Annotated in this window: 16 protein-coding genes; 12 read left to right on the top strand and 4 right to left on the bottom strand. The window is 71.9% G+C overall.

Going from position 1 to position 22,230, the window contains the following annotated elements; all coding sequences use genetic code 11:
- Positions 1–86 precede the first annotated feature (86 nt).
- The 7 genes from ACWC2T_RS37780 (at position 87) to ACWC2T_RS37810 (ending at position 6,778) form a co-directional block, all read left to right on the top strand.
- A complete protein-coding gene (locus ACWC2T_RS37780; RefSeq protein ID WP_450674853.1) occupies positions 87–1,094 on the top strand; it encodes a Ppx/GppA phosphatase family protein in 1,008 nt (335 codons plus the stop codon).
- A 59-nt stretch (positions 1,095–1,153) separates the two neighbouring features.
- Positions 1,154–2,131, top strand: coding sequence for an ABC transporter substrate-binding protein (locus ACWC2T_RS37785; RefSeq protein WP_450674854.1), 978 nt, complete (start codon positions 1,154–1,156; stop codon positions 2,129–2,131).
- A gap of 10 nt (positions 2,132–2,141) precedes the next feature.
- Positions 2,142–2,942, top strand: a complete 801-nt coding sequence (locus tag ACWC2T_RS37790) for an ABC transporter permease (protein WP_450674855.1) — start codon at positions 2,142–2,144, stop codon at positions 2,940–2,942.
- Complete coding sequence (locus ACWC2T_RS37795) at positions 2,939–3,784, top strand: ABC transporter permease (protein WP_450674856.1); 846 nt, start codon at positions 2,939–2,941, stop codon at positions 3,782–3,784. Before ACWC2T_RS37790 ends, ACWC2T_RS37795 begins: the two co-directional genes overlap by 4 nt.
- A complete protein-coding gene (gene mdlC / locus ACWC2T_RS37800) occupies positions 3,781–5,397 on the top strand; it encodes a benzoylformate decarboxylase (protein ID WP_450674857.1) in 1,617 nt (538 codons plus the stop codon). Before ACWC2T_RS37795 ends, mdlC begins: the two co-directional genes overlap by 4 nt.
- Positions 5,398–5,400: 3 nt before the next feature.
- The gene (locus ACWC2T_RS37805; RefSeq protein WP_450674858.1) at positions 5,401–6,153 is read left to right on the top strand and encodes an ABC transporter ATP-binding protein; all 753 of its coding nucleotides are present in this window, start codon (positions 5,401–5,403) and stop codon (positions 6,151–6,153) included.
- Between the two features lie 316 nt (positions 6,154–6,469).
- Positions 6,470–6,778, top strand: coding sequence for an acetyl-CoA synthetase (locus ACWC2T_RS37810; protein ID WP_450674859.1), 309 nt, complete (start codon positions 6,470–6,472; stop codon positions 6,776–6,778).
- 52 nt (positions 6,779–6,830) lie between these two features.
- On the opposite strand, the gene ACWC2T_RS37815 is transcribed toward ACWC2T_RS37810, so the two are convergent.
- The gene (locus ACWC2T_RS37815; protein WP_450674860.1) at positions 6,831–9,473 is read right to left on the bottom strand and encodes a WD40/YVTN/BNR-like repeat-containing protein; all 2,643 of its coding nucleotides are present in this window, start codon (positions 9,471–9,473) and stop codon (positions 6,831–6,833) included.
- Positions 9,474–9,578: 105 nt separating this feature from the next.
- The gene (locus tag ACWC2T_RS37820; RefSeq protein WP_450674861.1) at positions 9,579–10,703 is read right to left on the bottom strand and encodes a GNAT family N-acetyltransferase; all 1,125 of its coding nucleotides are present in this window, start codon (positions 10,701–10,703) and stop codon (positions 9,579–9,581) included.
- A gap of 656 nt (positions 10,704–11,359) precedes the next feature.
- Here ACWC2T_RS37820 and ACWC2T_RS37825 point away from each other — a divergent pair.
- The 5 genes from ACWC2T_RS37825 (at position 11,360) to ACWC2T_RS37845 (ending at position 17,529) form a co-directional block, all read left to right on the top strand.
- Positions 11,360–11,791, top strand: coding sequence for a PaaI family thioesterase (locus ACWC2T_RS37825; protein ID WP_450674862.1), 432 nt, complete (start codon positions 11,360–11,362; stop codon positions 11,789–11,791).
- A gap of 768 nt (positions 11,792–12,559) precedes the next feature.
- Positions 12,560–14,731, top strand: a complete 2,172-nt coding sequence (locus ACWC2T_RS37830; protein ID WP_450674878.1) for a TIM-barrel domain-containing protein — start codon at positions 12,560–12,562, stop codon at positions 14,729–14,731.
- A 133-nt stretch (positions 14,732–14,864) separates the two neighbouring features.
- Positions 14,865–16,073, top strand: a complete 1,209-nt coding sequence (locus tag ACWC2T_RS37835) for a carbohydrate-binding protein (protein WP_450674863.1) — start codon at positions 14,865–14,867, stop codon at positions 16,071–16,073.
- A gap of 127 nt (positions 16,074–16,200) precedes the next feature.
- A complete protein-coding gene (locus ACWC2T_RS37840) occupies positions 16,201–16,977 on the top strand; it encodes a polysaccharide lyase family 7 protein (protein ID WP_450674864.1) in 777 nt (258 codons plus the stop codon).
- A gap of 90 nt (positions 16,978–17,067) precedes the next feature.
- Complete coding sequence (locus ACWC2T_RS37845; protein ID WP_450674865.1) at positions 17,068–17,529, top strand: hypothetical protein; 462 nt, start codon at positions 17,068–17,070, stop codon at positions 17,527–17,529.
- 33 nt (positions 17,530–17,562) lie between these two features.
- Here ACWC2T_RS37845 and ACWC2T_RS37850 read toward each other — a convergent pair whose 3' ends face one another.
- Both ACWC2T_RS37850 and ACWC2T_RS37855 read right to left on the bottom strand, forming a co-directional pair.
- On the bottom strand, positions 17,563–20,937 hold the full coding sequence (locus ACWC2T_RS37850; protein ID WP_450674866.1) for a pyruvate carboxylase: 3,375 nt from the start codon (positions 20,935–20,937) through the stop codon (positions 17,563–17,565).
- Positions 20,938–21,094: 157 nt separating this feature from the next.
- The gene (locus ACWC2T_RS37855; protein WP_450674867.1) at positions 21,095–21,952 is read right to left on the bottom strand and encodes a hypothetical protein; all 858 of its coding nucleotides are present in this window, start codon (positions 21,950–21,952) and stop codon (positions 21,095–21,097) included.
- Positions 21,953–22,230 lie beyond the last annotated feature (278 nt).

Raw genomic sequence — 22,230 nt, forward strand, 5'->3', positions numbered from 1 at the left:
TCCTGGGAGTCACACCATCTGACGCTGTGCACACAGGCGCCCCCTGAATGGCGGGTTCCTTTCGGGAAAGTGGGTACTTCCCGGCCATGCGGGTGAGCGTGCTGGACGCGGGGTCGAACACGGTTCGGTTGGTGATCGCGGATACGGAGGACGGTGTTCCGCTGCCGGTGCACACCGTCAAGTGGAAGCTGCGCCTGTCCGAACACGTCGGTCCGGACGGCACCATCGCCGAGGAGGCGGTGGAGGGGCTGCTGACGGCGGTGGCCGCGGCGGGGGCCACGGCTCGGAGATGGCATGCGTCGGGGCCGCTGGCCTTCGCGACCGCGGTGGTGCGCGCCGCCCCGAACCGGCAGGACGTACTGCGCCGGGTCGCGGCCGGGACCGGGATCCGGATGTGCACCCTGCCGGGTGAGACCGAGGCAGAGCTGACCTTCCTGGCGGCCCGGCGCTGGCTGGGCTGGCACGCCGGCCCGCTCGCGGTGCTCGACATCGGCGGCGGCTCCCTGGAGGTGGCCTTCGGGCGGGGCAGGCTGCCCGACTTCGCCGCGTCCCTGCCGCTCGGCGCCCGGCGCCTCACCCAGGAGTACCTCGAGGTGCAGGACCCGCCCGGGCCCGAGGAGCTGAAGGAGCTGCGCCGCCGGATCCGCCACGAGCTGCGGGACGTGGCCTCGCGGATCCGCTGGGAACGGCCGCGCACCGCCGCGGTCAGCTCCCGCACCTTCCAGCAGCTGGGCCGGCTGTGCGGGGCGGCGCCCGGGCGCCACGGCCCGTTCGTGCAGCGGGAGATGCGCTGCCGGGATCTGCGCGAGGCCGTCCGCACCCTCGCCGCGCGGCCCGCCGCCGAGCGGGCCGAGCTGCCCGGGATCTCCGTGCCACGCGCCGGGCAGAGCCTGGCCGGAGCGGTGGTCGGGCACACGGCGCTCAAGCTGATGGGGCTGCGCGGGGCCGTCGTCTCCCCCTGGGCGATCCGCGAGGGCGTGCTGCTGCGTTACATCGAGGACGGCGCGGACTGGTGGACGGACGTCACCGGCGCCGCCGACACCGCGGCACCCGCTTCGGCGACACCCCTGCGCATCGCCGGCCCGCGGGCCTGATCTGCCGCCCCTCTCGCAGACTGTAGCGATCATGACAAATACGGGGTAGTCATGCCCGTATGCCTTTACGTCGATCACGACCGGGAACGACCGGCACCAAACGCCTCGCCGCGCTCGTCGCCGCGGCGGCACTCCTCCTGGCGGGCTGCGACAGCGGCGGGACGTCGCACTCCGCCGACGGACGGCAGCAGCTGACCGTGGCGGCGCTGCCGCTCACCGACTCCGCCGCCCTCTATCTGGCCCGGGACCGCGGACTGTTCGCCAAGGAGGGCCTGGACGTGCGCATCCAGCCCGTGCAGCAGAGCATCCAGGCGCTGCCCGCGCTGCTGAGGGGCCAGGTGGACGTGATCGCGAGCGCGAACTACGTCACCTATTTCCAGGCGTACGAGAAGGGCACCCTGGATCTGCGCATCCTCGCCGAGGGCGTCCGGATCGCCCCGCACATGATGGACGTCCTCGTGCCCAGGGACTCCGCGCTCAAGTCGCCCGCCGACCTCGCGGGCAGGAAGGTCGCCGTCGCCGTCCTCAACAACATCCAGTCCCTGACCCTGAACGCGATCCTCGACGCCCGGGGCGCCGGCCGGCCCGTCTACCGGCAGATCCTGTTCCCGCAGATGGGCCCGGCCCTGCAGCGGGGCCAGGTGGACGCCGCCCACGCGGTCGAGCCCTTCGACACCGCCGTCCAGGGCGAGTTGGGCGCGCGGGTGCTGCTGGACGGCGGCTCCGGGCCGGCGCGGGGCCTGCCCGCCAGCGGGTACATCACCACGGCCGGCTTCGTGAAGAAGAACCCGAAGGCCGCGGCGGGCTTCCGGCGTGCCGTCGAGGCGGCCTCCAAGCTCGCCGCCGAGGATCCGGGAGCGGTTCGCACGGAGCTGCCCAAGTACGCCAAGGTGACCACGGACCAGGCCAGGTCGATCCATCTGCCCGCCTATCCGGCGACCGCCGACCCGGCCGTACTGCGCCGTCTCATCACGCTCATGCGCACGCAGGGGCTGTTGAAGAAGGACGTCGATCCGGCACCCCTGCTGGTGAAGTGACGCGCCCGGGATGACACGCCGTCAGGAACTGCTGCTCGGCCTGCTCGGCGCGGCCGGGGCCTTCGCAATCTGCGAGGTGGTCGCCCGGGCCGGGATCGTACGGCGCAGCTATCTGCCGCCCGCCTCCGAAGTCCTCGCCCGTGCCGCCCGGTTGGCGGGAGACCCGGGCTTCGTCGACGGGATCGGGGTGACCCTGCGGGCATGGGCACTGGGCCTGGGGCTCGCCTGTGTGATCGCCGTGCCGCTGGGGCTGCTGCTGGGCGCGGTGCCGGTGGTCGAGGCGGCCGTACGCGCGGTGATCGAGTTTCTGCGGCCCCTGCCGTCCGTCGCGCTGATCCCGCTGGTGTCGCTGCTGCTCGGGTCGGGCACGCAGACGGAGGTGACGCTGATCGCGTACGCCTCGCTCTGGCCGGTGCTGTTCAACACCGTGTACGGGCTCGGCGAGACGGATCCGCTGGCCAAGGACACCCTGCGCGCCTTCGGGTTCGGGCGGCTCGCGGTGCTGCTGCGGGTGCAGTTGCCGGCCACCGCACCGTTCATCGCCGCCGGCGTGCGGATCTCGGCCGCGATCGCCCTGATCCTGGCCGTCGCGACGGAGATCCTCTCCGGCTTCGGCCAGGGTCTGGGCATCTTCATCGCCCAGGCCCAGACGGAGACGGACGGCACCCGGGACGTGCTGGCCGGGGTGGTGTGGGCGGGCGCCCTCGGGCTGGTGATCAACGGCCTCCTGGTCGGCGCGGAGCGGCGGTTGTTCGCCTGGGCCCAAGAACCGCGCCCGGAGGCGCGGACCTTGCCGCGGAGCCGGCCATGACCAAGACCCAGGGCGGCGCACGGCCCGCCCCGGCATCCGGCCCGCCCCGGGCCACCGCCGTCCCCTTCCTCCTGCGCTGGTCGGTGCTCCTCGTCGCCGTCGCCTGCTGGGAGCTGGCCGCCCGTGCCCGGGGCAGCGTGTACTTCCCGCCGCCGCTGCGGATCGCCCGGCACGCCCGCGACCTGTGGTTCTCGGGGCCGCCCGGACATCTGTTCCTCACCCCGGCCGCCGTCAGCACCATCCTGCCGAGCCTGGGCCGGATGGCGGCCGGGTTCGCGCTCGCCGCCGTCGCCGGGATCGCCCTCGGGATCACGGTGGGCCGCTCGCGGCGGGCGTACGCCCTGTGCAACCCGGTCCTGCAGTTCGCACGGGCCGTGCCGCCGCCCGCGCTGGTGCCGGTGTTCGTCGTCGTCTTCGACTTCGGTACGCCCATGCAGGTGGCGTCGATCGCGTTCAGCGCCGTATGGCCGGTGCTGGTCAACTCGGCCGACGGCGCCCGGGCCACCGACCCGCTGCGGCTCGAGGTGGCGGCGGTGCTGCGGCTGACGGCGCCCGAACGGCTGTGGTTCCTGGTCCTGCCCTCGGCGCTGCCCCGGATCTTCGCGGGGCTGCGGCTCAGCCTCTCGCTGTGCCTGATCCTGATGGTGTTCTCGGAGCTGCTGCCGGGCAGTGACAACGGGATCGGCTTCACGCTCACCGACGCCCAGACCCGCTCCGACCTGCTCACGGTGTGGTCGGCGCTGCTGCTGCTCGGCGCGCTCGGGTATCTCCTCAACACCGGTCTGCTGGCGGTCGAGAAGCGACTCGTCGGCCCCGGATCGTCCGCAGGGAGGACGGCATGACGACGGCCACGGTGCGCGAGGCGGTCGTACGGTTTCTGCGCGACACCGGCATGACCACGGTCTTCGGCAATCCGGGCTCCACGGAACTGCGGATGTTCCGCGACTGGCCGGACGACTTCACCTATGTGCTGGGCCTGCAGGAGTCCGTCGCCGTCGGCATGGCGGCCGGGCACGCGCTCGGCACCCGGCGGGCCGCCTTCGTCAGCCTGCACTCGGCCGGCGGGGTGGGGCACGCGCTCGGTGCCGTCTTCAACGCCTACCGCGACCGGGTGCCGCTGGTGATCGTGGCGGGTCAACAGGCCCGCTCCCTGATCCAGTTGCGGCCGTTCCTCGGCGCCGACGAACCGGCCCTGTTCCCGCGCCCGTACGTGAAGTCCGCCCGCCAGCCGGAGCGTGCCGAGGACGTGCCCGCCGTGCTCGCCGAGGCGTACCGGACCGCGATGTCGCATCCACGCGGCCCGGTGTTCGTGTCGGTGCCCGAGGACGACTGGGACCGGCCCGCCGAGCCCGTCGCACCCCGCACGGTGCGTTCGGGGTTCACGGCCGCCCCGGACGCCCTCGACGCGCTCGCCGCCCGGCTGGAGGCGTGCGCGCGCCCTGCACTCGTGGTGGGGCCGGGAGTGGACGACGAGGACGCGCTGGAACAGGTCCGGACACTGGCCGAGCGGATCCGGGCCGGGGTGTGGATCAGCCCGCTCTCCGGGCGCTCCGGCTTCCCCGAGTCGCATCCGCTGTTCCAGGGGTTCCTGCCGCCGGTGGCCCGTCACCTGGCCGCGCGCCTCGCGCCGTACGACGTGGTGATCGCCCTCGGCACGCCGGTGTTCACCTATCACGTGGCGGACGGCGGCCCGCCGCTCGCACCCGGCACCGAGCTGTTCCACCTGGACTGCGACCCCGGCCAGGCCGCCTGGCTGCCCACCGGGACCAGCATCGTCACCACCCTGCGGCCCGCCCTGGAACGGCTCGCCGGGCTGCTGGAAGAGACCGACCGCGACCCGCCCCTACCGCGGCCGGCCCCCGCCCCGGCCCCCGCCCAAGGGCACCAGGGGCGCATCACCCCCGAGTTGTTCTTCGACCTGCTGGGCGCCCGGCTGCCGCGCGACCGGGTCCTCGTCGAGGAGGCACCGAGCCACCGCGACACGCTGCACGCGCGCGTGCCCGTCGAGTCGGGGGGCGGCTTCCTCACCACGGGCAGCGGGGCGCTCGGCTGGGGTCTGCCGCTGGCGGTGGGCCGGGCGCTCGCCGACCGGCGCCGGGTGGTGTGCGTCGTCGGCGACGGCTCGGCGCTGTACTCGGTGCAGGCCCTGTGGAGCGCGGCCCGGCACTCGGCCCCGGTCACCTACGTCCTGCTGGACAACGGCGGTTACGCGGCCGTGCGGGCGCTCGGCCGCCGGATCGGCATCGCGCCCGTCCCCGGCACGGACATCACGGGCATCGACTTCGCCGGCCTCGCGGAGTCCTTGGGCTGCCCGGCGACCCGCGCCGAACACCCCGAGGAGCTGCCGGCCGCGCTGGACCACGCCCTGGGCCGGGGCGACGACTCCGGCCCCTTCCTGCTGCACCTGCGGGTCACCGGCAGCGCGGGCACCCTGTACGAGCCCTGGGCCGGGTGAGGGATGCTGCGACTCGACTCCGTCAGCCCGCACTTCGGCGACACCCGCGTCCTGGACGGCATCACCCTGACCGTGCCGGACGGGCAGCTTCTCAGCGTGGTCGGCCCCTCCGGGTGCGGCAAGTCCACCCTGCTGCGCACCATCGCCGGGCTGCTGCCCGTGCAGGAGGGCACGGTCACGATCGACGGGACGGCGGTGACGGGCGTGCCGGAACGGCTCGCGGTCGTCTTCCAGGAGTACGGCCGCTCGCTGCTGCCCTGGCTCACGGTCCGCGACAACGTGGCCCTGCCGCTGCGCCGCCTGGGTCTTGCCCGCGCCGCCCGCCGGGCCGAGGCCGAGACGATCCTCGAACGGGTCGGGCTGCACGGGGTCGCCCGGCGCCGTCCCCGGGAGCTGTCCGGCGGCATGCAGCAGCGTGTCGCCATCGCCCGCGCCCTGGTCTGCCGGCCCTCCCTGCTGCTCATGGACGAGCCGTTCGGCTCGCTGGACGCGGGCACCCGCGAGGACCTGGAGGACCTGCTGCTTCAGGTCCACCGGACGAACGACACGACCATCGTCTTCGTCACCCACGACATCGACGAGAGCGTGTACGTCGGTGACCGCGTCGTCGTCCTCTCCCCCGGCCCCGGCTCCCGCGTCGTCCGCGACCTGCCGGTCGACCTGCCCAGCGAACGCGACCAGCTCACCACGCGGAGCCTGCCCGGGTTCGTGACGCTGCGCACGGAGGTCGGGCGGGCCGTCCGCGGCGGCGGTTGAGGCATCCTGGGAGGCGTACCAGGAGGCCGGGAGGTGGCTCGGGATGCGGTGGTGGGCCGGTGGATGTGCGATCGCCGCTGTCGTCGTTCTGGCGGGGTGCGGGGCGTCGGCGGGTCGCGGGGCGGGTGCGGGTACCGGAGCGCCGGGGAGCGGGTCGGCGCGGCCCGCGCCTTCGGTACGGCCGTCGGAGTCGCCCGGCGCCTCGGGGGCGCCGAGCGGCTCACCCTCCCCGGGCGGCACCGCGTCCCCCGGCGGGGCGGCTCCGCCCTCCTCCGGTCGCCCGGCGTCCTGCCGCGCCGGGCACGCTGAGGTTTCCGTGGTCCCCGGCGACCCGGTCCGGCGCCGGCTGTGTGTGCGTCCCGGGACGGTCGTGACCCTCACCCTGCGACCACGCCTGGACGACAAGCGCTGGACAAGCGTGCTGAGTTCGGCGCCCGCGCTCGTGGTGGCGTCCGGCTGGCGGGTGGACGAAGACGGCACCGCGCACGCCACCCTGCGCTGCGCGGGCACCCGGGGCGGTACGGCGCAGGTCACCGCGGCGGCCAAGGCGCCGGATGTGGCCGGCGCCGCGCGCCCGGTCTTCACGCTCGACCTGGAAGTGGTGCTATACGCGCAGCAGGGGTGACCCCCGACGGCCCGGGAGTCACCCCTCCTGATCAGCGATGATCAGCGGCAGGTCAGCGGAGGTCGCACACCTTGACGGTGTAGATCCCGCGGCCGTGCGTGGCGGCGTACAGGGTGCCGCCGTCGGGGCTCGCCTTGAGCTGGAGCACGGCGACGGCCGGCAGGCTGCCGATGCGCTGCCAGGTGGTGCGGCCCGGCGCACGGTAGACGACGCCGAGGTCGGTGGCGACGGCGAGGCCGCCGTCCGCCGTCACCAGCGCGGAGTTGGCCGGCACGTCGGGCAGGTTGGCCGAGATGTCCTTCCAGGTCGTCCCGCCGTCGGTGGACTCGAAGACATGGCCGACGCCGGCGCCGGGGCCCTCGGTCCAGTGCCGGGAGAAGCCGTTGACGGCGAGGAAGACGTGGTCGGCGTTGTGCGGGTCCACGGCGAAGCCGCTGAGGTAGCGGTTGGGTACGGTGCCGTCGACGGGCAGGCTGATGTCGTGCCAGCCGGTGCCGTCCGCGTTGCCGACGGCGATGCCGCGGGCGAAGCCCTGGTTGTTGCACGGGCCGCACCAGGCCGCGTAGATCTTCCCGCCGGAGGCGGCCACGGCGGTCGTGACCCGGCCCGCGCCGAAGTCGTGGACGCTGGTCCACTCCTTGCCGCTGCGGATGGCGTAGCCGTGGGTCTGGACCCAGACGTGCCGGCCGCCGGCGACCCAGGTGTTGCCGTCCTTCGTGTCCGCGGCGAGCGGGGCGATGAAGCGGGCCTCGCTGGTGGCGTTGTCGGGCGGGGCGACGGAGTACGACGTCGCCTTGCTCGCGTCCGTGGTCCAACTGCCGTCGTTGACCGCGCAGTTCTGGGTGACCTGGACGGCGAGGTACACGTACTCCTGGGCGATGTTGCAGCCGTTGGCGGGGTCGGTGAGGGTGTCGCCGCCGTCGCCGCCGAAGTTGGAGCCCATCACCTTGTCGTCGCCGCGCAGGATCGACTGGCCGTTGTCCTGCAGGCCGCCGGTGACGGAGAGTCCGCCGTGGTCGAGGTCCTTGCCGATGCCGACGGAGTAGTACTGGAGGGTGTCGATGGTGCCGTCGTTGAGGGACGTCCAGTCGGTGGCGTGGCCGGAGGCGTCCTGGGCGCCGTTCACCGGGCGCCTGTAGACGCCGCCGTCGTTGCCGACGTACACGAAGCTCTTGCCGTGGTAGCTGCCGATCGCGACACCGTGCTGGTCGGAGTGGGTGGTCGGGTTGCAGTCACCCGTCTGCTTGGCGGGGTCGATGCTCCAGCAGGGGAAGGTGAAGTTCCAGTACGGGCCGACGGTGGACCAGGTGCTGCCGCTGTCCTTGGTCTCGTAGACCTCTTCCAGGCCGGCGTACAGGTGCTGCGGGTCGCTGGGGTCGACGGCGAGAAACTGGTTGTACCAGGCCTGGACGCCGGGCATGTAGCCGGCCGTGGTGAGCGCCGAGTTGTCGGCGGCGAGGCCCTTGTAGTCGGCGATCTTCGTCCAGGGGCCGGTCGGCGAGCCGGACTTCGAGACGTAGATGCCCTCCAGGCCGCTGTCCGGGTTGGTGTTCAGCTGCTCCGGGGACTGGTCGATGGCGTAGTAGCGGGAGCCGTCGGCGGAACGGGCGAAGGTGACGTTGCCGACGTTGCCGGCGTCGGCCGGGAGGTCACCGAGGCCGCCGGTGATCCGGGTCCAGGTGCCGTTCACCTTGGTGTAGAAGCCGTTGTAGTCGTCACCGCTGCGCCAGCCGACGGCAAGGACCACCTTGGACGGGTCCTTGGGGTCGATGGCGATGTCGTTGGCGATGTTCTTGTACGGCGCGTTCGGGTCGTCGGCCTTCGAACCGCCCGGCAGGAAGTCGGGGTTGGGTGCGTACTCCAGCTTCCAGGGGCCGCTCAGTTTCCTCGTGGAGTGGCTCCACACGCCCTTGCTGGTGGCCGCCCACACCGTGTCGCCGCCGAAGCGCAGCTCGTGGATGGTGGTGCTCTCCAGCTCGTCGCCGCCGACCCGGCTGCGGGCGGAGAAGGTGCCGTGGTGCGGGTGGGTGAGGACGTAGACGCCGCTGCCGAGGTAGGCGTCGGCGTTGGTGGTCGCCTCGCCCGTGCCCAGCCAGAGCCGGCCGGCGCCGTCGAGGGCGAGGGCGCCGGTGGACTGGGCGGGCAGCCGGTCGCTGATGGGCTGCCAGTGGCCGCCCCCGCTGCGCGAGCGCCACACCCCGCCGCCGGCGCTGCCCGCGTAGACGTAACCGTCGTCGTCGGCGGCGATCGCAGCCATACGCCCGGTGACGTTCCCGCCTCCGCCACTGGAGTTGGAGTCGATGTCGCGGTAGCGCGGGTCGTCGGAGTTGTACGGCAGATCGGTGATGTTGCGCCAGTTGCCGCCCGTACTCCTGAGGTTGGTGAGGTCGTGCCAGGCGGCGCCGTACGCGCCCGGCGCGACGACACCCGGCGAGGTGCGGGCCTCGGCGTACTGGTCCGCGCCCTCGGCGATCTCGTCCGCCTCGTTCCCGTCGTCGCCGGCGTCCGCCGCGGCGTGCGGCGACATGGCACCCACCGACTGCTCGCGCTCCTTGGCGAGTTGGCCGGTGACCCGCACACCGAAGGGGCTCACCGAGCGCCCCGAGGCGGCGGAGGGGGGAATCGCGACCAGTGCGGCGGACGCGGTGAGCGCGCAGAGGGTGAACCACCGTCTTCTGCGGGTTGGTTCGGACACCAGGGACCTCCCGAAAGGCATCGACACGGCCGACGCAGGAGACCCGATCACGCCGACGGAATAACTTCCGCCATTTGGCGAAATCTTGACGAGGACCTGCCAGCGCTACCGTTCCGGAAGGCGGTTTTTCCGGGCGGCGGGGGGAGTCGCCAGGCCCTGAGTGCGCCACCTGCCGGCCGTCCTCAGCAGCCGGTCGGCCGGCTCGCGCAGCCGCGGATGGGCGTTGACCGTGTTCCGCAGCCCCCGCACCGGCCTGCGCCACAGCCGCTGAGCGAGCGCCACCGGGTGCGGGCGGGCCGCGAAGCCCTCGGCGACCCGCAGTTCACGGGTCTTGAGCCAGTCCTTGTACTCCTTGTCGCCGCGCCCGAGGTCCACGAGGGTCACCCCGTGCCGCGCCGCCGCCTCGGCGGTCCGCAGATGCATCATCAACCCCGGTGAATAGTAGTGCAGTTCGGGGTCGTAGGCGGTGAACCAGGCCGCCAGCACGCTACTCGACCGGGGGCCGAAGTGGGCGGCGACCGGACGCTCCCCCGCATAGAGCACGGACAGCACGCCCGTGAAGTGCTCCTCGCGGACGCGGAAGAGATGGTCGACCAGGCCGACGATCCACGGCCGGGAGAACCGGTCCATGCGGCCGGTCCTGCGGTACTGCGCGGACTTCCACCGCATCAGGGTGCGCAGCACCTCCGGGTCGCGCTCGTCGAACTCGAACCGCACCTCGCCGATGTCCCGGCCGAGCCGTCGTTCCTTCTTCAGCGTGGTCTTGGCCAGGCCCGGGTAGGTGCCGCGCAGCCACTCCGAGTAGCCGCCGTCGCCGGGCTTCACATCGATCACCGGGGAGGCGAAGGTGCCCGTGACGTGCGGTGCGAACGGCCGCTGCTCCTGGACGAGATGGTCGAACTCGAAGATGCTGAGCCCGCAGGCCCGCAGCAGTTCCTCCGCGTTCCAGGTGACGCCGGGCCGGTGCACGAGGGCCTGGCAGTCGGACAGTCCGAGCCCGATGGCCCGTCCGGTGCCGAACGGCCCGCGCTCGTAGGGGAAGAACCCGGCCGGTTGTCCGCCCTCGCGCAGCACCGCCACCCGCACCCCGCGCCGGTACCGTCCGACGCCGATCGCGAACTCCGGTGCGAGGAAGGGGTTGGAGTACTCGGGCGAGTCGTCCATCGCGCGGTGCCAGGCCCCGCGCAGCTCGGGCGTCAGCTCGCCGGGTCTGTGGATGCTGATCTCCACCTCAGTTCGACCGTCCTTCCGCGGGCTCCGCAAGCGGTGTGCCCGAGGCGGCACGGGCCGGTGAGGCGTGTGGATCACGGCTGATGGATCGCATGGGCGACCGCTCCCCCCATGACGCGCCGGGCGCGTCCTGCCACTGGTTCCGAAGTGCGCCGCATCCCCTCCGCGCGCGACTGCTCAAACGTCGCGAAACCGGGCGCACACTGTCAAGGGTGCCTCAGGCGACGGATGATCCGCCACGGGTCTGCCGACATCGTGACAAGTCCGGTGCACTTCCGGGCCGGCTGTCTCAGCGGCGCCGGCGCCCCGGCCGCTCCGGCGTGGCGCTCAGGTCCTGGGGGCCGATCACCACGGCAGATGCCGCGAGGCGCCGGGTTCGCTGAACCAGCGGTGCACGAAGCCGTGATGGGGCCCGCGTCCACTGGTCAGACACTCCCCGAACGTTCCTGGTCACCGGCGCCTCCAGCGGATGCGGCGCGCTGACCGTGCGCACCGTCGCCGACTCCGGCGCCACCGTTAACATAACGAGCTGAGATGGCGGACGGCGGCCGGGGCGTCGGTGGCGGTGTCCTGAAACGCGCCATGCCGCAGGAGCCGTCCGGGGACCGACTGGCACACTGCCTGATCATCGTGGCCCACACGAAAGGCGGTACGCCATGTCGACCACCCCCCGGCACAGCCTCCCCGAGCCCACCGAGTTGCTGGCCGCCATGCCCTTCGCGGCCGGCCTGGGCATCGAGCTGAAGGAGGCCACCGCCGAGCGCACCGTCGGCTCCCTGGCCTGGTCGCCGGAGGTGTGTACGGCGGGCGGTGCCCTGCACGGTGGCGCCCTGATGGCGCTGGCGGACAGCGTCGGGGCGGTGTGCGCCTACCTCAACCTCCCGGAGGGGGCGACCGGTACCTCGACGGTGGAGTCCAAGACCAACTTCCTGCGGGCGGTCACCGCCGGGCACGTCCATGCCACCGCCCGACCGCTGCACCGCGGCGGCACGCTCCTGGTGGTGCAGACGGACCTGCGCGACGACCGGGACCGGCTGGTCGGCCAGACCACGCAGACCCAGATCGTGCTCCGGAAGAACGCAGGCTGAACCAGCCGCGTCCGAAGGCCGGCCCCGTTGTCGAGGGGGCCGGCCTTCGGCGTGTCCGGCTGGGTTCCGGGCCCGTGTCCGGCCGGGTTCCGGGCCCGTGTCCGGCCGGGTTCCGGGCCCGTGTCCGGCCGGGTTCCGGGCCCGCGCTCTTGACATGAACTTGCGTCAACCCCGAGTCTCCTGCTTGAAGTTGCTCGAAGTTGCTTGATTCAAGCTCATTTCGAGCGCTTGTGAGCATGAAGAGCAAGAACAGTCAGTCCGCAGTGCTGCGAGGGGAGCTGTTCCGCCGTGCAAAGACCGCGAAGACTGCGCCACCGTGTGCCGTGGCCGGCCTGGGTACCGCTGGGGCTGGCGACCGCCCTGGCGGGTACCGTGCTCGCCGCCCCGGTGCCCGCCCGGGCCGCCGCAACCGCCTCCGGCGCGGTACTCGACCCCGCCCACAGCAGCGTCAGCTGGCAGAGCCCGGTCTACGCCAAGGGCACCGGCGGGGGCACCGAGAGCTGTCCCGACCCGGCCGCCGACCCCGACAACAAGGTCTGCGACCGCTTCGACCTGTCCGTCTCGGTGCCGGACGGCTACTGGGACGACAACCCCGAGGGCGGCGTCCCGCTGTCGATCAAGTGGGAGAAGCCCTCCGACGACTTCGACCTGTACGTCTACGACGACCACGGCAAGCAGGTCGCGTCCAGCGCGGGCACCGCCGACCCCGAGGCCACGGTGATCCCGCGGGCGTCGGGGACGTACCACGTGGTGGTCGTGCCCTACGACGTGCACGACAACTCCTTCACGGGCATCGCGTACCTGCCCGCCACCACGGACGCCGGCGATCTCACATCCTTCTCGGGCGGCGACGGCTCCTACACCATCAGGGCCGGTCAACTCACGGCGCAGGCGGATTTCCTGACGGGAGGTCAGCTGCGTCTGCAGGCCGACCCGTCCGGCTCGCTGAGCGATCCGGCGGGCACCGCCATCGTGCGCGAGCGGCCCGCCCCGGAGCGGCGCACCTCCTCCTTCGACGCCGGCGACTACTACGGCATCCGCTCCCCGCAGGCGGTGCTGCGCGTGTACAAGAGCCCGCTGCGCTTCGGGCTGTACAAGCCCGACAACCGCACCCGGATCTGGCAGGAGGACAAGCCGCTGCGCTGGTCGACCGGCGGGATGCGGCAGAGCCTGGTGCGGGGCGCGGACGAGCAGTTCTTCGGCGGCGGCGAGCAGAACGGCAGCTTCTCGCACCGCGGGCAGACGATGTATGTGTCCAACAGCTTCGACTGGGACGAGGGCGGCTACAACAACTCCCAGCCGTTCTATCTCTCCAGCGCGGGCTACGGCGTCTTCCGCAATACCTTCGCACCGGGCGTCTACACCTTCGGCTCACCGGTGACCACGGGCCAGCAGGAACGGCGCCTGGACGCCTACTACTTCCTCGGGGACGCCAAGCAGGTCATCGGGAAGTACACGGCGCTGGTGGGCAAGCCCTTCATGCCACCGGTGTACGGCCTCGAACCCGGCGACTCCGACTGCTACCTGCACAACGCCAATCGCGGTGAACGGCACACCCTGGACGCGCTGAAGATCGCCGACGGGTTCACCGAGCACCGGATGCCGCTCGGCTGGATGCTGGTCAACGACGGCTATGGCTGCGGGTACGAGAACCTGGAGCAGACCGCCAAGGGGCTGCAGGACCACCACGCCCAGCTCGGCCTGTGGACCCAGGACGGCATCGACAAGCTCGCCGACCAGGTCAAGGCGGGTCAGCGGGTGGCCAAGCTGGACGTGGCCTGGGTCGGCAACGGCTACAAGTTCGCGCTGGACGCGTGCGACGCCGCGAAGAAGGGGATCGAGGACAACAGCGACGCGCGTGGCTTCGTGTGGCTGCCGGTGTCCTGGGCGGGCGCCCAGCGCTGCGGAGTGCTGTGGAGCGGCGACCAGAAGCTGTCCTGGGACTACATCCGCTGGCAGATCCCGACCTACGCCGGTGCGACCATGTCCGGTATCGCCTACAACACCGGTGACGTGGGCAGCATCTACCGCCACGACCCCACAATGTACGCCCGCGACCTGCAGTGGAAGGCGTTCCTGCCGGCCATCATGACCATGGACGGCTGGGCCACCGACCTCACGACCAAGAAGCCCGCCGACCAGCAGCCCTGGCTGGACGGTGAGCCGTACACGTCCATCAACCGGAAGTACCTGCAGCTGAAGGAGCGTCTGCTGCCGTACATGTACACGCTGTCGGCCGAGGCGGCGAAGAGCGGTGTCGGCGCGGTGCGTCCGCTGTGGCTGGAGTTCCCGGACGACCCGGGCACCCTGTCGGACCAGGCGAAGTACGAGTTCCTGTCCGGCCCCGACTTCCTCGTGGCCCCGGTCTACCAGGACTCCGACACCCGTGACGGCATCTACCTGCCGAAGGGCACCTGGACCGACTACTGGACCGGCCGCACCTACCGGGGCCCGACCACGGTCAACGGTTACCACGCCCCGCTCGACACGCTCCCGCTGTTCGTGCGCGAGGGTGCGATCGTGCCGATGTGGCCGAAGGACACGACGAGTTGGCAGACCCGGGACCGGCACGAGCTGGACTGGGACCTGTATCCGGCGGCCCACGGCAGCAGTCACTACACGCTGTACGAGGACGACGGGGTGACCCGCGGCTTCACCCAGGGCGCCGCGGCCACCCAGCGGGTGTCCCTGCACTCCGACAGCGGTGGAACGACCGTCTCGGTGGGCCCGAGCAGGGGCGACTACGCCGGCAAGGCGGACGCCCGCGCGTACCGGTTCACCGTGCACGGCGGCCCGGCCCCCGCACGGGTCCTCCTGGACGGCCGCCAACTGCCCGCGTCCGCCTGGTCGTACGACGCCGGCACCCATGTCACGACCATCGCCGCGCAGAGCCTGCCACTGGACCGGGGCTTCACGGTACGACTGGTCGACGAGAGGTAAAGGAATTGTATGGTCTAGTCCAAAGAGGAAGTTGGTCTAGTCCAACTTATTGACGTGGCCGCAACAGCTCCCGGAGGGTGGGGCTCCCCACCCCGGGCCCGTCCCGGGCAACCCCACCCTCTGGAGGCACGCAGTGAGACGTCTTCGGGCATGTCTGGGCGCGACAGCGGCCGTCACGCTCGCCGCCGCGGGCACGACCGCGCTCGTCGCGAGCAACGCCTCGGGCGCGACGACCGCGTTGAGCAACCGCTGGTACGCCGCCGCCCCCTATCTGATGCCGCTGGACAACGACCCGCCGGACCCGGCCGCCATCATGGACGCCACCGGCCTCAAGGCCTTCCAGCTGGCCTTCGTCCTCGCCCCCAACGGCGGCGGCTGCTCGCCCACTTGGGGCGGCACCGCGCCCGTCTCCTCGGACACGGCCGTACAGTCGATGATCAGCACCATCCGCAGCAAGGGTGGTGACGTCTCGGTCTCCATCGGCGGCTACGGCGGCACCAAGCTCGGCCAGGCCTGCGCGGACGCCGCGTCCACGGCGGCGGCCTACCAGCAGGTCATCACCAAGTACGGGCTGCACGCCATCGACTTCGACCTGGAGGAGCCGGAGTACGAGAACAGCGCGGCCATCAAGAACGAGATCGGCGCAGCCAAGATCCTCCAGCAGAACAACCCGGGGCTGTACGTCTCGGTGACCACGGCCGGCACCGCCGACGGCACCGGCTGGTTCGGCAAGCAGATGCTGCTGGAGGCCAAGTCCCAGGGGTTCACCCCGAACAACTTCTCCATCATGCCGTTCGACGGCGGCTTCAACGGGGCGGCGAGCCAGACCAGCGCGCTGACCAACTTCAACTCGATCCTGCAGTCGACCTTCGGCTGGGACCAGGCGACCGCGTACGCCCACGAGGGCTTCTCCGGCATGAACGGCCGCAGCGACACGGGCGAGTACTTCACCCAGGCCGACTTCCAGACCGTGCTGGACTACGCGACGAGCCACAACATGGACCGCTTCACCTTCTGGTCCCTGAACCGCGACCGGCAGTGCAATCCGCCGGACAACGGCGGCCGTACGTCCGGCACGTGCTCCAGCGTGGCGCAGAACGACTGGGACTTCGCCAAGTACTCCGTGCAGTTCGCCGGCGCCACCCCGCCGAGCCCGACGCCCACTCCCACCCCGACGCCGACTCCCACCTCCTGCAAGACCGCGTGGAGTTCGTCGTCGGTGTACACCGCCGGCGACGAGGTCTCCTACGGCAAGCACAACTGGAAGGCCAAGTGGTGGACCCAGAACGAGGTGCCGGGCGCCTCGGAATGGGGGCCGTGGCAGGACGAGGGCGCCTGCTGAACCTCTTGACGTGTCTGGTTCAGACCTTTAGCTTCTCGGGTCATCGGCGGCCAAGGATGCGTTCAGCGTTCATCATGCTGAACGCATCCTTCGGCCCGGCCTTCGCTTCGAAGAAGGGACCCCCCACATGACCCGATCCCGGCTCCTCGCGGTGCCGCCCACCGCGGGCCTCGCCCTCGCCCTGGTCCTCCTCTGCGGCCCCAGCGCGATCGCCGCCGACCCGCACGTCGCGCCCGGCGGCAACTTCGACCTGTCGGTCTGGGAGCTGCAGGAGCCCGTCGGCTCCCCCGGCCACCCGATCACCATCCCCTCGTCCCGGCTCCAGGGCGCGAACGGCTACCAGGACGCGTACTTCTACACCGACACGCACGACGGGGCGATGACCTTCTGGGCGCCCGAGAAGGGCGTCACCACTCCGAACTCGAACTACGCCCGCTCCGAACTGCGCGAGATGAACCGAGACGGAAGCCCCGCCGACTGGTCACTGTCCGGCACGCACACGATGAGCGCGACCCTGCGCGTGGTGTCGGTGACGAAGAACGTCTGCGTCGGGCAGATCCACCTCGGCAGCGGCGGCTCCTCCACCAAACCGCTGCTGGAGCTCTACTACCACGCGAACGGTGACATCGTCCTCGGCACGGAGAACTCGCCGTCCGGCGGGCAGACCGCGCACACCGTGGGGCACGTTGCGGTCGGGAAGACCTGGAAGTACACCATCGCCGTCTCCGGCGGGAACACCATCGACCTGACCGTCAACGGAACCACCACCCACTACGGCATCCCGGCGTCGTTCCAGCAGTACAAGCAGTACTTCAAGGCCGGCTCCTACAACCAGTCCGCCTCGGACAGCACCACCGACGGCGCCCGGGTCGCGTTCTACGGCCTGACTGTCAAACACGGATGACACGCCCTGCGACCTGCGCGATTGGTGCAAACGGCCGCGGGGTCGTAGCGTCGAGTGGACGGTCGAACACAGCACAACGTGGGAGCGGCCATGCGTGGAGGACTGGTGGGAACGGCGGTCACCCTGGCGGCAGGAGCCCTGCTGACCACGGCGATGACGACGGCGTCGGCCAGTCCCCCGACCCCTCCCGGGGCCGGTACGCAGGCCGGTCGGGCCCGGCCCGTGCTGGTCGACTGCTTCTTCCACCGGAACGTCCGCCCGGCCGACTTCATCCTGGCCTGCGGTGACGGCAACAGTCGCCTCACCGGACTCCAGTGGTCCCAGTGGAGTCCGGACGGGGCGAAGGCCGTGGGCGTGAACTGGGTCAACGACTGCGACCCGTACTGCGCCGCCGGCACCTTCCACCAGTACCCGGTGGTCATCCGGCTCACCGGCGAGCAGCAGTGGAAGAAGCATCCGTCCTTCGAGCGCTACGCGCAGATCAGCCTGACCTACACCGGCGCCCGGCCGAAGGGCTTCAACCAGGTCATGACGTACCCGCTCTGGGACTGACCCGGTCCCCTCCGGCCCGGCGCGGGCGGCGGCTCAGGCGAGCTCGACCAACAGGTCCCCGCCCTCCACCTGCTGGATCCGGTTGATGGCCAGCCGGGACACCCGGCCCGCCTTCGGAGCCGTGATGGTGGCCTCCATCTTCATCGCCTCGATGGTGGCGACGGTGGCACCGGCGGCGACCTCGTCGCCCTCGGCAACCGCCAGCGTCACCACACCGGCGAACGGCGCCGCCACATGACCGGGGTTCGCCCGGTCGGCCTTCTCCGTCACCGGCACGTCCGAGGCCGCGGCGCGGTCACGGACCTGAATGGGCCGCAGCTGGCCGTTGAGCGTGGACATCACCGTGCGCAGGCCCCGCTCGTCCGCCTCTCCGATGGCCTGCAGCTCGATCAGCAGCCGGACGCCGGGCTCCAGGTCGACGGCGTACTCCTTGGCGGGACGCAGTCCGTAGAAGAACGCCTTGCTGTCCAGCACGCTGGTGTCGCCGAAGGCCTGCCGGTGGGTGTCGAACTCCCGCGTCGGACCGGGGAACAGCAGCCGGTTGAGGGTCGCCCGGCGGTCCTTGGCCAGGCCCTCGTGGTCCTCGGCGGACAGTTCGGGCGCCGGCTTGGGCGCGGCCCGACCCTGCAGCGCCTTGGTGCGGAACGGCTCGGGCCAGCCGCCGGGCGGGGTGCCCAGCTCGCCGCGCAGGAAGCCGATCACGGAGTCCGGGATGTCGAACCTGTCGGGGGTCTCCTCGAAGTCCTTCGGGGAGACCCCGGCACCTACCAGGTGCAGGGCGAGGTCGCCGACCACCTTGGAGGAGGGGGTGACCTTGACCAGGCGGCCGAGGATGCGGTCGGCGGCGGCGTACATAGCCTCGATGTCCTCGAAGCGGTCGCCGAGGCCGAGGGCGACGGCCTGGGTCCGCAGGTTGGACAGCTGGCCGCCGGGGATCTCATGGTGGTAGACCCGCCCGGTCGGGGAGGCGAGGCCCGCCTCGAACGGGGCGTAGATCTTCCGCACGCCCTCCCAGTACGGCTCCAGATCGCCGACGGCCTGCAGGTCGAGCCCGGTGGGACGGTCGGCGTGGTCGGTGGCGGCCACCAGCGCCGACAGGGACGGCTGGGACGTCGTACCGGCCATCGAGGCCACCGCGCCGTCCACCGCGTCGGCGCCCGCCTGGATCGCGGCGAGGTACGTGGCGAGCTGGCCGCCGGCCGTGTCGTGCGTGTGCAGATGCACGGGCAGATCGAACTCGCGGCGCAGCGCCGTGACGAGCCTGGCGGCTGCGGGGGCGCGCAGCAGCCCGGCCATGTCCTTGATCGCGAGGACGTGCGCCCCGGCCTCGACGATCTGCTCGGCCAGGCGCAGGTAGTAGTCGAGCGTGTACAGCCGCTCTGCGGGGTCGTTGAGGTCAGCGGTGTAGCAGAGGGCGACCTCGGCGATCGCGGTGCCGGTCTCCCGTACGGCGTCGATGGCGGGGCGCATCTGGCCGACGTCGTTGAGGGCGTCGAAGATGCGGAAGATGTCGATGCCGGTGGCGGCGGCCTCCTGCACGAAGGCGTCGGTCACCTCGGTGGGGTACGGCGTGTAGCCGACGGTGTTGCGGCCGCGCAGCAGCATCTGCAGGCAGATGTTGGGCACCGCCTCGCGCAGGGCGGCCAGCCGCTCCCAGGGGTCCTCGGCAAGGAAGCGCAACGCGACGTCGTACGTCGCACCGCCCCAGCACTCCAGGGAGAGCAGCTGAGGGAGGGTGCGGGCGACGACCGGGGCGACGGCGAGGAGGTCCTTGGTGCGCACGCGGGTCGCGAGCAGGGACTGGTGGGCGTCGCGGAAGGTGGTGTCGGTGACGCCGATGGTCGGCGACTCGCGCAGCCGCCGGGCGAAGCCCTCGGGGCCGAGGTCGACCAGCAACTGGCGGGAACCCGCGGGGGGTTCACCGGCCGGCAGCGGCGGCAGCTTGGTGACCGGGTCGAGCAGGTCGGGGCGTTCTCCGTGCGGCTTGTTGACCGTCACGTCGGCGAGGTAGGTGAGCAGCTTGGTGCCGCGGTCCGCGGAGGAGCGGGCCGTGAGCAGGTGCGGGCGCTGCTCGATGAAGGAGGTGGTGACCCGGCCCGCCTGGAAGTCCGGGTCGTCCAGCACGGCCTGCAGGAACGGGATGTTGGTGGCCACGCCCCGGATGCGGAACTCGGCCACGGCACGCCGGGCGCGGCCGACGGCGGCCTTGAAGTCCCGGCCCCGGCAGGTGAGTTTGACCAGCATCGAGTCGAAGTGGGCGCTGATCTCCGTACCGGCGTGGGTGGTGCCGCCGTCCAGACGGATGCCGGAGCCGCCCGGGGAGCGGTAGGCGCTGATCCGGCCGGTGTCCGGGCGGAAACCGTTGGCGGGGTCCTCGGTGGTGATACGGCACTGCAGGGCGGCGCCGCGCAGGGTGATGGTGTCCTGGGCGAGGCCGAGGTCGGCGAGGCTCTCGCCGGAGGCGATCCGCAGCTGGGCCTGGACCAGGTCCACGTCCGTGACTTCCTCGGTCACGGTGTGCTCGACCTGGATGCGTGGGTTCATCTCGATGAAGACATGGTTGCCGTCGGGGTCGAGGAGGAACTCGACGGTGCCCGCGTTGCGGTAGCCGATCTCGCGGGCGAAGCGCACCGCGTCGTCGCAGATCCGCGCCCGCACCTCCGGGTCGAGGTTGGGCGCTGGGGCCAGCTCGATGACCTTCTGGTGGCGGCGCTGGAGGGAGCAGTCGCGCTCGTAGAGGTGGATGACGTCGCCCTCGCCGTCGGCGAGGATCTGCACCTCGATGTGGCGCGGGTCCACGACGGCCTTCTCCAGGAAGACGGTCGGGTCGCCGAAGGCGGCGTCGGCCTCGCGGGAGGCGGCCTCGATGGACTCGCGCAGCTGGGCGGGCTCCGCCACGCGGCGCATGCCACGCCCGCCGCCGCCGGCGACGGCCTTGACGAAGACGGGGAAGCCGATCTCCTCGGCGGCACGCACCAGTTCGTCCACGTCGGTGGAGGGCTGCGACGAGCCGAGCACGGGCACCCCGGCCGCCCGCGCGGCGGCGACCGCCCGGGCCTTGTTGCCGGTCAGCTCCAGGGTGGCCGCGCTCGGGCCGACGAAGGTGATGCCCGCCTCCTCGCAGGCGCGGGCCAGTTCGGGGTTCTCGGACAGGAAGCCGTAGCCCGGGTAGACGGCGTCGGCGCCGGCCCGGCGGGCGGCGCCCACGATCTCCTCGACCGAGAGGTAGGCGCGCACCGGATGCCCGGGCTGGCCGATCTCGTACGCCTCGTCGGCCTTCAGCCGGTGCAGCGAGTTGCGGTCCTCGTGCGGGAACACGGCGACGGTACGCGCGCCGAGTTCGTAGCCCGCCCGGAACGCGCGGATCGCGATCTCTCCACGGTTGGCGACCAGCACCTTGCGGAACATCCTGGATTCCCTTCAGCTGCCTGCCGGCGACGAACACCACGGTGTCAGCCACGCCTTGCCGTACATCCCGGCCACCTTAGGGGGTGCTCGCGTGTGCCGACGTGCGACAACCATCACACCGGCAGGGTGGGCGACGCCACAGGCACGCGCGGCGGGATCAGCACTCCAGGGAGCTCATCGCCGTGTCCTGGGACCGGTCGGCGGTCGCAGGGGCGGGCACGGGCCGGGACGGCACGGACGCGGGGATCGCCGGTGGCTCCACGGGCGCGGGCCGGTGGCCCCGGACGGGCAGCAGGGACCGCAGCCGGGCCCGCAGCCGTGCGCGGCGGCCGTGCAGCAGGCCGAGGACGATCGCCGAGGCCACCGCGATCAGGTGCTCGCGGCCGGCCAGGTTGGGCACGGCGACGGACTCCCACACCATCGAGCCGCCGGTCAGGATGAACACCACGGGCGCGCGTTTGACCACCGAGAGATAGGTGAACAGGCCGACGACGGCCGCGGACGGACCGGTGTCGAGCACCGCCGCATCCGCGTGCGGCAGCCCGAAGCCCCACCAGCCGGGGCCCAGCGCGATCATCACGCGGGCGGTGAGCGTGCCGGCGAGGGTGGTGGCGTAGGAGATCGCCAGCGTCCGGGCCCGGCCCAGGGCCAGTTCGGCCCAGGCGAAGGCGAGGAACAGCTGGGTGATGCCCGCCCACACGGGCAGATCGAGCGCCGGGACGTACAGCGACACGGGAGTGCGCAGCAGCGACAGCCACAGCGGCAGGTCGGCCCTGACGCCGCCGAGCCGGGTCACCCACACCGCGCCGAGCGGGTGCTGGGCGATGGCGTGGAAGAAGATGACGCCGAACGCGGCGACGAAGGCCAGCAGCAGCCCGGACAGTCCGCGCCGGGTGAGCCGCCGCACCGGTTCGACGACGATGGCGTGCCACTCGCCCCGCAGCGTGCGCCCGGTGAACCGGGCCAGCCTCGCGAGCAGGGCGCGGCACCACTCGATGCGCGCTTCAGTCGTCATGAGACACGGCAGCCCATCGCCTTCGGCTCCCCCGTCATGTCCATCGCCCCCTTGACCCCAGTCCGGCATTCCGGCTTTGAGGGGTTTTCGGTCATCCACCCGCTTCGGTCACCGTCGTACAGATGTACGGATATCTCCCGGCCGGCCCACACCCCTGCGCGGGGGCGCGGCGCCCGCGCGGTCAGCCGCCGGGGCCTTCTTCGGTTCTGATCGGTGCGGTCACGGGGATACGGCGTCCGGCGCGGTCCTGGAATCCGGCGAAGCGGGGCGTGTACTCC

This window comes from Streptomyces sp. NPDC001393, assembly GCF_053597455.1.